At 58.5% G+C, this 11,236-nt stretch carries 9 protein-coding genes and 1 riboswitch; of the genes, 3 read left to right on the forward strand and 6 right to left on the reverse strand.

Annotated elements, in window-relative coordinates; translation table 11 throughout:
* Positions 1 to 393: 393 nt before the first annotated feature.
* The 6 genes from rluB to metK all read right to left on the reverse strand — a co-directional run bounded on the left by rluB (position 394) and on the right by metK (position 8,165).
* Positions 394 to 1,317: a 23S rRNA pseudouridine(2605) synthase RluB gene (gene rluB / locus E1958_RS17460; protein WP_133513005.1), complete on the reverse strand. Its 924-nt coding sequence runs from the start codon at positions 1,315 to 1,317 to the stop codon at positions 394 to 396.
* Between the two features lie 610 nt (positions 1,318 to 1,927).
* On the reverse strand, positions 1,928 to 2,794 hold the full coding sequence (gene metF / locus E1958_RS17465) for a methylenetetrahydrofolate reductase [NAD(P)H] (RefSeq protein WP_133513006.1): 867 nt from the start codon (positions 2,792 to 2,794) through the stop codon (positions 1,928 to 1,930).
* A gap of 837 nt (positions 2,795 to 3,631) precedes the next feature.
* Positions 3,632 to 5,038 (reverse strand): adenosylhomocysteinase, encoded by a 1,407-nt coding sequence (gene ahcY, locus E1958_RS17470; protein ID WP_133513007.1) that lies wholly within the window; start codon positions 5,036 to 5,038, stop codon positions 3,632 to 3,634.
* Positions 5,039 to 5,060: 22 nt separating this feature from the next.
* A riboswitch (S-adenosyl-L-homocysteine riboswitch) is annotated at positions 5,061 to 5,197 on the reverse strand.
* Positions 5,198 to 5,376: 179 nt separating this feature from the next.
* Positions 5,377 to 5,724, reverse strand: a complete 348-nt coding sequence (locus E1958_RS17475) for a hypothetical protein (protein ID WP_133513008.1) — start codon at positions 5,722 to 5,724, stop codon at positions 5,377 to 5,379.
* Between the two features lie 71 nt (positions 5,725 to 5,795).
* On the reverse strand, positions 5,796 to 6,827 hold the full coding sequence (locus E1958_RS17480) for a peptidoglycan-binding protein (protein WP_133513009.1): 1,032 nt from the start codon (positions 6,825 to 6,827) through the stop codon (positions 5,796 to 5,798).
* A gap of 168 nt (positions 6,828 to 6,995) precedes the next feature.
* The gene (gene metK / locus E1958_RS17485; protein WP_133513010.1) at positions 6,996 to 8,165 is read right to left on the reverse strand and encodes a methionine adenosyltransferase; all 1,170 of its coding nucleotides are present in this window, start codon (positions 8,163 to 8,165) and stop codon (positions 6,996 to 6,998) included.
* A 205-nt stretch (positions 8,166 to 8,370) separates the two neighbouring features.
* Between metK and E1958_RS17490 the strand changes: the two genes are divergently transcribed.
* The 3 genes from E1958_RS17490 to E1958_RS17500 all read left to right on the forward strand — a co-directional run.
* Complete coding sequence (locus tag E1958_RS17490) at positions 8,371 to 8,925, forward strand: thioredoxin family protein (RefSeq protein ID WP_133513011.1); 555 nt, start codon at positions 8,371 to 8,373, stop codon at positions 8,923 to 8,925.
* A 638-nt stretch (positions 8,926 to 9,563) separates the two neighbouring features.
* On the forward strand, positions 9,564 to 10,415 hold the full coding sequence (locus E1958_RS17495) for a hypothetical protein (protein ID WP_133513012.1): 852 nt from the start codon (positions 9,564 to 9,566) through the stop codon (positions 10,413 to 10,415).
* Between the two features lie 353 nt (positions 10,416 to 10,768).
* A partial coding sequence (locus tag E1958_RS17500) for a transposase (RefSeq protein WP_481752904.1) occupies positions 10,769 to 11,236 on the forward strand: 468 nt, incomplete at its 3' end.

Raw genomic sequence — 11,236 nt, forward strand, 5'->3', positions numbered from 1 at the left:
GCACAGGCGTGAAGGATGCAAAGCAAGCCATTTTCGATGCAGGGGGGAACCCAAAAAATTGTGAGCACGTTGAGCATAGGAAATCTTTCCTATCGGGCAGGGAGAATGGTTTGTAACGACATGCTTTGTCCGCAGATTACGCAGATTATCTCGTTTCAATCTGTGAAAATCCGCGTAATCTGCGGATTAAAAAAGTTGGTAGTGGTTAATATCTAAGTTGTAACATGACCAACAGCACTGGCCGCTATGCCCCCTCTCCCGCCGGGAGAGGGTTGGGGAGAGGGGATCAAAAAGATGAATCTCTCTACTTAAACACTTATGAATTTACCACTACCAAAAAGTTTTTTGTCGGGAACCCGACCCACATTTCCGATGCAGGGAAAACTGACCCCTTCACCGAACCCGTGGCTTGTGGCCTGGTGTCTTAGCGCGAACCCGCTTTCCCTCCGGCTTGCTCGGGCTGCGGACCGCCGCCTTGCGATGCCTTGCCGGGGGTCGGTCCTGTCTTGCCCGGCGTGCAGGTGTCCGGGGTCGCTCCATACCCGCAAGTGCCAGTAGGTCTGTGAGTTCATCTGGGGTCAGATCGCGCCAGTGGCCGGCGAACACCCGCGGCCCCAGGATGACGTTGCCGAAGCGCACGCGTTTGAGCCGGCTGACCCGGCAGCCGACGGCCTCCCACAGGCGCCGCACTTCCCGGTTGCGGCCTTCGCGCAGCAGGACGTGGAACCAGCGGTTGGCGCCCTCTCCACCCGACTCGACGATTTCCTCGAAACGGGCCGGCCCGTCTTGGAGCAGGATGCCGTGGGTCAGCTGCTTCAGGGTCTCCGCGGACACCTGGCCCAGGATGCGCACGGCGTATTCCCGCTCCAGGGCCTGGGCGGGGTGCATGAGCCGGTTGGCCAGCTCGCCGTTGTTGGTCAGGAGCAAGAGACCGGAGGAGTTGATGTCGAGTCTGCCGACGGCGATCCAGCGCCCGGTCTTGAGGGGCGGCAGGCGGCTGAATAGGGTGCGTCGGCCTGCCGGGTCATGGTGGGTCACCAGCTCGCCTTCCGGCTTGTTGTAGGCGATGACCCGAAGTTCCGTCTGGCGCGCGGACCGGCGCTTGACCGCTTTGCCGTCGACCCGGATGTGATCCGCCGGGCCGATGCGGTCGCCCAGCTGGGCCAGCTTGCCATTGATCCGCACCCGCCCGGTGCGGATCCAGCCCTCAATCTCACGGCGCGAGCCGAGACCCGCGTCTGCCAGGACTTTCTGTAGCCGGACCGCCGCTGGGGCGGATGGGGTCCGCGGTGGTCGGTGTTTGGGTCCTGTTGGCATCGGTAACTTCTCATTTAAACTGCAAGTGAACGCCAATCGGTCACAAAAGATCACATGATCTTTTCTGTGCGCAGATGACGCCGATTTTCACAGATTGTTTCGTTTTTAATCTCTGTGGGTCGAATTCCCCGCCGCTTGCGGCGAGAAAAAAGACTCCCATCCGAAAGCAATCCTGAATTATTTGGCGCTGTTTGGGGGAAAAGATCCCTCCTGCGTCGGGACAAGAAAGATCCCTCCTACGTCGGGACAGGGTTTGACGTGTTGCGTTCGACGCCCAACGGCTCGTTGGTCTATAGCCAGGCCAGTGCCGGCGTCTTAACGCAACCTACACCCACATTATCCCTCGCGCGGACCTCGTGTTGCGTGTAGGTTGCATTAGCCGCGCGCGAAAACGCCTGGGGGAACAACACGGCGTAACGCAACACGACGCTAGGATCCGCTTTAACCAGACAGCTTCTAAATCTCGGTGGCTCCGCTTTTGGCTGCCGATGAACGCAGATCGGTCATAATCACTTGCCATCAACGACGGTTCTTGATCCGTTTGCGTTGATTTGCGGATAACTTTTCCGTGAGGAGCCTGGCGCTCAATGTTATCGGTAATTGAGAGCATCTAGGGCTCGGCCCCGGGCGGGCCGAGATCCTGCCACAGTCGAAGTGTCGGAGCGGCTTGGTTCATGGTGTAGAAGTGGATGCCCGGTGCGCCGCCTTCGATAAGCCGCCGGCACAGGTCCAAGACCACTTGGTGTCCGAACTCGCGAATGCTGTCCATGTCGTCCCCGTAATCTTCCAGTCGTTTACCTACCCAGCGTGGGATCTCCGCACCGCAGGCGGCGGAGAAGCGGGCGAGCTTGCTGTAGTTGGTGATGGGCATCACGCCGGGGACGATGGGGATGCCGATGCCAGCGCGTCGGCAGGCGGCGACGAACGCAAAGTAGGCATCGGCGTTGTAGAAGTACTGGGTGATGGCGGCATCCGCGCCGGCCTCGACCTTTTGCTTGAAATACGCGAGGTCTTGCTTGGCACCCGGTGCCTGGGGGTGGACCTCCGGATAGGCCGCAACCTCGATGTGGAAGGCCGTGCCGGTCTCCGCGCGGATGCAGGCCACCAGCTCGTTTGCATAGGCCAGCTCCCCGGTGCCGGCGGCGCCCATACCGGAGGGCAGGTCGCCGCGGAGGGCGACGATACGGCGGATATTCCGGGCCCGGTAGCGGTGCAGAATGTCCCGGATCTCCGCCCGCGTGGAGCCGATGCAGGAGAGGTGGGGGGCGGTGTCGATGCCCTGATCACGCAGGAGCGCCACCGTCTCGAAGGTGCGCTCGCGGGTCGAGCCGCCGGCGCCGTAGGTCACGGAGAAGTAGCGGGGGGCAACGGCGTTCAGCCGTTGCACCGTGTCCGCGAGCTTGGTCATGCCCTCCGGGGTCTTGGGAGGGAAGAGCTCGAAGCTGTAGACAGGTCTGGTGTTTATTTCGTCATTCATAAAAATCAAGCCGCCAGGGAAAATGCCGGTACAGCTGCGCACGAAACCGGAGACAATAGTCATTAACTACAAATCACGCGAATCTGCGCAAAGCGGATTGTGGTAGTGGTAAACTTATAAGTGAAAAAGTAGAGCGATTCATCTTTTTGATCCCCTCTCCCTAACCCCTCTCCCGGCGGGAGAGGGGACATAGTAGCCAGTACCGTTGGTCATGTTATCACTTATACATTAGCCACTACCGCGGATTGTTTACGCCCACCGGAACTTTGCGTCGATGCGTGTGATTCTTAAGAAGCTGTCTGGTTAAAGCAATCCTGAATGGTTTAGCCCGCGTAGGGCGGATAAGCTTGCGCCATCCGCCGTATGCCAGCCACCTCCGTCGCTCTTGGCCTGACCCGACCTACGGGCTGCTACCCGCCACCATCCGGCGGGTGACGGCGCCCACCGCGGCAATCGCGGCACTTGGTGCACGCGCCTGACCCGCCCTACGAGCTTGTGCCTCCGATTCCGATTACGACATCCTCCTGGGGCGGCAGGCCGGCGCTTATCAGATCCTACGTTCCTTTGTCGTTCATAAAGATTGCGGTTAGGGGAGAGACGCCTCTTTTTCAGCCGCAAATGAACGCAAATAAACGCAAATCGGAACCGATTCGATTTGCGTTTATTTGCGGCAATAAAGAGGAAACACCACGAATCACGCGAATCCTCGCGGATTGATTCGCGCCGATTCGCGCGATTCGTAGTTTTCGCTTCCGCATTTGTGCCCTTTGCGCCTTCGCGGTTCGAATCGATGCGGTTCAAATAACAGCAACCAGTCGTTTGCTCTATTCTCCACCATCAATAGCGGTAGTAATCGGGCTTATAGGGTCCCTCGATGGGGACCCCGATGTAATCCGCCTGCTCCTGGTTCAGGAGGGTCAGGGTGGCGCCGATCTTGCCGAGGTGCAGGCGGGCTACCTCTTCGTCCAGCTGTTTGGGCAGCACATAGACCCCGATCGGGTACTGGTCGGTATTGCCGAAGAGCTCTATCTGGGCCAGGGTCTGGTTGGTGAAGCTGTTGGACATCACGAAGCTCGGATGGCCTGTGGCGCAGCCCAGGTTCACCAGGCGGCCCTTGGCGAGCAGGATGATGCGCTTGCCGTTGGGGAAGATGACATGATCCACCTGGGGCTTGATCTCCTCCCATGCATAGCCCTCGAGGGAGGCGACGTCGATCTCGTTGTCGAAATGGCCGATGTTGCAGACGATCGCCTGGTCCTTCATCGCCGCCATGTGGTCGTGGGTGACGATGTCCCGGTTGCCGGTGGCGGTGACGAAGATGTCCGCCCGGGGCGCCGCTTCCTCCATGGTGACCACCTTGAAGCCCTCCATGGATGCCTGCAGGGCGCAGATGGGGTCGATCTCGGATACCCAGACGATGGCCCCGAGGCCACGTAGGGACTGGGCGCAGCCCTTGCCCACATCGCCGTAGCCGCAGACCATGGCGACCTTGCCGGCGATCATGACATCGGTGGCCCGCTTGATGCCGTCCACCAGGGACTCGCGACAGCCGTAAAGGTTGTCGAATTTGGATTTGGTCACCGAGTTGTTTACGTTCATGCCCGGGAAGAGCAGCGTGCCTTCCCGCGCCATCTCGTACAGGCGGTGTACGCCGGTGGTGGTTTCCTCGGTAACGCCTTTGATGCCCGCGGCGATTCGCTGCCAATAGCGCGCGTCGCGTTCGAAGATGCGCTTCAAGACGCCGAGCACCGCCGTCCACTCTTCGTTGTCGTCGGCGGTCGGTGTGGGTACGCTGCCAGCCTGTTCGTACTCCACTCCCTTGTGGACCAGCAGGGTGGCATCGCCGCCGTCGTCCAGGATCATATTGGGACCGGCACCCTCGGGCCAGCTCAGGGCCTGCTCGGTGCACCACCAGTATTCCTCCAGGGTCTCGCCCTTCCAGGCATATACCGGGATACCGGCGGCGGCGATGGCCGCGGCGGCATGATCCTGGGTCGAGAAGATATTGCAGGAGGCCCAGCGGACCTGGGCGCCGAGTTCGACCAGGGTCTCGATCAGCACCGCGGTCTGGATGGTCATGTGCAGGCTGCCGGAGATGCGGGCACCGGCCAGGGGTTTGCGGGCCCCGTACTTCTCACGTAGGGCCATGAGACCCGGCATCTCGGTCTCGGCGATGGTGATCTCCTTACGGCCCCAATCGGCCAGGGAGATGTCGGCGATCTTATAGTTGGTCTGCTCACTCATGGTAGTCAACTCCAGATGATTATCAGAGTGAGCGCCGTTATTGAAGGTACCCCCTCACCGAGCCTGGCCCCGCTACTAAATCGGCTATCGGTTTTGGCGTAATCGGAGCCCGACCACGTGTGCCAATTTAGTAGCGGGGTTGCAACGCTCCTCGGTGGGAAGGCTGTGCCAGTGGATAGTGAATAGTGGATAGTGTTTCCCGCACCTGCCGGAATAAACCATTCACTAACGAGGCTTCGCCTTAAGACCTTTAGATGCGTGAATTTTTTGTGTAGGCGCGGGCTTGCCCACGCTCGCTTGCTCGTGTTTTGGGTTTACCTCCGGTTCTTCTTTACGATTCAGGTTTGGTGCCACATCAAGTAAACAAGGATCCGTGCCCCATCGCCGCGGTCTACTCCGACGTTCAGGTACTCGGCATTCGGCAGCGCCGCTTGCGCTGTGGGTAACGAGGCGGGACGTTCCGGGTCCCACCAGTCCTCGTCCGGTCCAAGGAGATAGCGCTTGTCTTCGGTGAAATCGGCCTCCGTGAGCGATGCGCTGAGCACAAACGCGGCCCAGCCTTGCGCGCCAAACGTGACCTTCGCGAAGAGCGCGTCGTCCATGCCTTGCTCGCTCCTGACCCCTAGTAACTCGGTGTCCGCTGGGAATCTCAGCCCCAGCTTGGCCGCCAGCTCATCTAATCCCATACTGCCTCCGGGTATTTCTCTGTCACAGCCAGCCAGTGCCAGCAACAAACCTAAAACCCAATACCATGATTTCATCGTTTACTCGCAGGAAGAAGTTGTTGGGCAGGAATCGCCTCTCCGTCTTTCCAACGGAGCTTGCGTTTAATCGACCCCACACAGTCGTATTCCCGTGCGAGCCCCTGACGGTGAAACTCGCCCATGAATTGATCCGTAATCGTGATGCCGAATATCTCGGCCGCCTTGCCACCGTCCCAGTTGTAGCGATCGAAGAACTTGTACTCGAAATCCAGTTCGTACTCACGCCGTCCGGAAGCGTCTTTTTTCACTCTCGCCAGGCCCTTGCCCCAGGTAGAATAGCCGCCAATCGCGAAAAACCAGTTCCCGTTCTCGCTCTTTCGATTGCGCGCGCCCTCCGCCATCTTGGACGTGATCCGATGTTCTCCTACCGCCAGTTGTTCAACGAAGGCCTTGGCCTGATTTACCTCGTTGTGGAAGCGCATCTTCGCCGTGCGAACTTCCTCGATCATACCTTCGAGATCGATCGTAAGCTTACGTTCAGTGTTGTCCATGTAGTGCTTCAAGTGATGGGCTGCATCGTCGCCGATCACCAATGCGGCGGATGCGCTACGCGGTGGTAGGATCTCAAGGATCAACTGCTTCTGGACCCGCGCTGTCATTGTAGTGGCTACCGAGTTCCAGGCTCCCGCACCTGGGTCCGGGCGGATGGTGGGATCGGTCGTGCCTATCTTATAGTCACGACTTGTCGGAAGGGGGGGCGGAGGCGCGGGCTTTGGTAGCGGCATGCTTGTCTTCTTCATCATTACCGCATCGAGCCGATTGAATGTTCTCCGCGCTGCAATTCCGTCCTTAACCAGCGACTGTTTAGCCTGAAAGGCGATTACCTTCGCCTTTGTCTCTCGCCCGTAGACTCCATCGGGAATCCCCGTCTTCCGGGTAGAGACAGGCATCGGGTATCCCAAGTCGATTAGCGCTGCCTGGAGAATAGCGACTCCCCCACCGCGCGCACCCTGACGCATCGGGGGTGAATTCGAAGCAGCCTGTCTCACCTGCTTGTTAGCAAATGCCGGATACCTGAGTGGCATAAGTTATCCTCACGAACGCGTTGCTCAATAATTAAAGGACGTCGGGGTTCGTTCCTCACCTCTTCAAATCACCCTTTCCCTAAGCCCCCTCGCTGCGCCCGGGGCGGGCTCTCTCCCGTGAGTGGTGAGCATGAGGTTTTTCATCACTCTTCACTCATCATTGCCCGGTCAAAGCCCCGCCGCCTTGCGCAGCTCCTCTGCTTTGTCGGTCCGCTCCCAGGTGAACTCAGGTTCCTCGCGCCCGAAGTGTCCGTAGGCGGCGGTCTTGCGGTAAATGGGCCGGATCAGGTCGAGCATGCGGATAATGTTGTAAGGGCGCAGGTCGAAGTGCGCGCGCACCAGATCCGCGATCCGGTCCTCGGGCAGCTTGGCGGTACCGAAGGTCTCGATGGTGATGGAGGTGGGCTCGGCTACCCCGATGGCATAGGAGACCTGGATCTCGCAGCGTTCAGCAAGCCCCGCGGCGACGATGTTTTTGGCCACATAGCGTCCGGCGTAGGCGGCGGAACGATCGACCTTCGATGGGTCCTTGCCGGAGAATGCGCCGCCCCCGTGGCGGGCCGCGCCGCCGTAGGTATCGACGATGATCTTGCGTCCGGTCAGGCCGCAATCGCCGACCGGGCCGCCGATGACAAAGCTTCCCGTAGGATTGATGTGGAATTTAGTGTCGCCGTGGAGCCATTCATCAGGCAGCACGGGTAGGATGATGTTCTCCATCACCGCCTCGCGCAGATGCTGGTAGTCCACGTCCGGATCGTGCTGGGTGGAGAGCACCACTGCATCCACGGCGGAGACCTTGCCGTCCCGGTAGCGCAGGGTGACCTGGCTCTTGGCGTCGGGTCGCAGCCAGGGCAACACATGGGAGCGGCGCATCTCCGACTGGCGTTGCACCAGGCGGTGGGCATAGGTGATAGGCGCGGGCATGAGCACGTCCGTCTCATTGGTGGCGTAGCCGAACATCAGCCCCTGGTCGCCGGCGCCTTGCGCCTCCGGGTCGCTGCGGTCTACGCCCATGGCAATGTCCCCTGACTGCTTGCCGATAAGGGACATAACAGCGCAGGTCGAGCCGTCGAAGCCCACGTCCGAGCTATCGTAGCCGATGTCCGTCACCACCCGGCGGACCAGCTCGTCCAGGTCTACCCATGCATGGGTGGTGATTTCGCCGCCGACGATGACGACCCCGGTCTTGACCATGGTCTCGCAGGCGACGCGCGCCTGCTCGGGACGTGGGTCCTGGGTCAGGATGGCGTCCAACAGGGCGTCGGAGATCTGGTCCGCCACTTTATCGGGATGTCCTTCCGAGACAGATTCGGAAGTGAAGATGAAATCGCTTGCCATCGCTAAGGTGCCCATTGCCTTGGTTTATGTGGGTTGTCCGGGATCGGACCCCGACTCGACTCGGCAGCCCATGCGAGGTCTCCGGAATCGCTAGATGGTAATCCGCGTTGGCGATTTTTGCTAGGGACTGCGAGTCGGTTTGGCTTTTTTGCCGCTTCCGGTACTATGGCACGATCCATACCCTTGTGATGTCAGGAGTCGATCGATGGTTACACTTCAGACCCCAATCTGTGACTTTGGAACGCCGGCGCCGGATTTTTCCCTTCCGGGTGTTGACGGAAAGGTTTGGTCCCGCGATCAGTGCAAAGGTGAGCAGGGTCTACTGGTCATGTTCATCTGCAATCACTGCCCTTACGTGCAGGCGGTGCGCGACCGAATCCTACGCGATGCCCGCGAGCTGGCCGACTACGGCATCGGCTGCGTGGCCATCATGTCCAACGATCCGACGGACTACCCGGAGGACTCGTTCGACAATATGAAGCGAGTGGCCGCGGATTATGATTTTCCGTTTCCCTACCTGTTCGACGAGACCCAAGCGGTCGCGAGGGCCTATGGTGCCGTCTGTACACCGGACTTTTTCGGCTACAACAGCGAGTTGGGGCTTCAGTACCGGGGCCGGCTGGATGCAAGTCGTAAAGAGCCGGCGCCGCAAGGCACGCGCCGAGACCTGTTCGAGGCCATGAAGCAGGTGGCCGAGACCGGTGCCGGACCCGAGGAGCAGATTCCGAGCATGGGCTGCTCCATAAAATGGAAGGCTTAAGGAAAAACTACGAATCGCACGAATCAGCGCGAATCGATCCGCGAGTATTTGTGTTATTCGTACGTTTTTCTTTGCAGCCGAATGAGTTATCGGTGGGCGTAGCTCCCTACACCGCCGGCGACTTTATGCGCCATAAAATGTACTTATTTGTGCCGCCAAATCCGTTCCGCCAGAATGAGTTGTCTTCTAATTCATGTGGATTTTCGGCTCCGTCTGAAATTCCGACGTCAAGAGTGCGGCAGTGAATAGAGGGCGATCTGATAGCTGTCTACCATAAACTGGATGAGATCACTATGAAGAGAACGGCTTGTATCGTTAATAGTTTGTTGCTTTCAGGGCTGATGTTAAGTGCTTTTCCTGCGGCAGCAGAAGGGCCTTGGTTTGAGAGCTACCAAAGCCGCTACGGAAGTCCTGGATCGACGTACCGGTATTTGGGACCTAGTTCCAACCGTGCCTGTTTCCTCAGTGGAGTTCGCGTCGAAGAAACAGATAGAGGAGGTGAATATGCAGAATGTCGTGTTCGTCACCATTTTAATAGATGGTATCTCATTGCACAAATCGGCAGAGGAAGCGACGAAAGAGCCAGCTGCTACGCCACTTGTTTCTATCGCCCGTGACCATATATTAGCAGCGCTGTATTGGCCGGCCTGCTCTGGGCCGGCCACCTCCTTGGTACCCTGCTTATGGGGCCACCGCTCTTGAGACGAGCATCCTTCTTACCCAAGATTCAGAGACCTGCCACGGAAACGCTGCTGGCGGTAATCGCGGCAACTACCGTGACCGTTGCAATTGCAGTGGTGGTCTATTTGATAACGCAGAACGACTCGGGACCGGAGTTAGAAGCGGTGTCATCACAACCCCGTGCTGTCTCTGACCTGGAATTGCAAAATAAACTAGACAAGCTGGCAAACCTGTTGCAGCGTAACCAGGAAAGAACTCGGGAGCAGTTGCGGCAAGCTGAGGCGGAAAGAATCCGGTTCTCTGACATCCTCGACAGATTGACTATCAGACTTGAAGCCTTGGAATCCGTTAGTATCGATAACGTTTCAGATGATGCAATCGCGAACGATATCGAGCAAGCGACAAACACGGAGATATCCGCGAATAGAGACCCGACATATCGGAGTTCGATGGAAGTCTCTGAAGATTATTTGGCGTCTTGGATAGACGAAACTCTACTTGCCGGAAAAGTGAGTAGTGATTTGACCAAAGTAGCCAAAGAAGAGGCAAAAGTGAGCTTTGGCCCAACATCCAGTGTCTTACTCGAAGAAATGCGGTGCACCGAAGATATCTGTCGGGCCACGCTCACACGCGAAGACAGTACACGACCAGCCATTGAGGACTTTCTTGGACGCCCACCTTTTACGACGGATGGCTTCACCATAAACGAGCCAGACGGCCGTACTGTGCTTTACTTTTCCCAGCCGGGTGTGACTCTGGACGAGATACGCAGTGAAGCGTTAGAAAGTGCCCGATTTAATGCGAATTAAACGGGATCACGTCCACACGGGTGTTAAACAGGACCTGATAGGCCACGAACTCAGCAGTTTGCGCCGGCGAAATCACCCAACCGGTGCGCTGATGCGGCTTGAGTTCGTTCTTTTGGGTGCGCGTATGACGGTGGGGCGGGGAGGGTGTCCACCACCTCCAGCGTAACCAACTCTGTAGCCAGCAAACGCAACGTCTAGCGCGTGTCGGGGGGAGTTCGCTACAGCCAGCTAGATCAGGCACGCTGCTTTCTCGCCATCCAGAAGCGGTGATTAAAAGGACATCCATCTTGTTTGACATCTTCCCTACCCCAAGCTAAGCTTCTTCTCGACACCGAAACCACAGAAGGTCCACGATGACTGCTCCCCGCTCCGCTCTCGTCTCGCTTGAAGACACCCCTTGGTATCACTGCGTATGCCGCTGTGTGCGCCGTGCCTTCTTGTGTGGCGAGGACCCGTTCTCAGGCCTGAATTTCGACCACCGTCGCGGCTGGATTGTCGAGCGTATTCAGCAGCTTGCCGCTCTGTTCGCTATCGATGTGGCCGCCTACGCGGTAATGAGCAACCACTATCACATTGTGGTGCGTATCGACCGGGAACGGGCCTCGGGGTGGTCGGTAGAGGAGGTCCTGAAACGCTGGACGGCACTCTTCGCCGGGTCGTTATTGGTGACGCGTTATCTCTCGGCGTCACGGGCGGAGATGAGTCAAGCGGAGGTTGCCGAGGTCGAAACGCTTGCCGAGGTCTACCGGGAGCGGTTGCACGATTTGTCCTGGTTCATGCGTACCCTCAACGAGCACATTGCCCGCCGGGCCAATGCGGAG

Source organism: Candidatus Thiosymbion oneisti (genome assembly GCF_004359955.1).
Lineage (GTDB): Bacteria > Pseudomonadota > Gammaproteobacteria > Chromatiales > Chromatiaceae > Thiosymbion > Thiosymbion oneisti.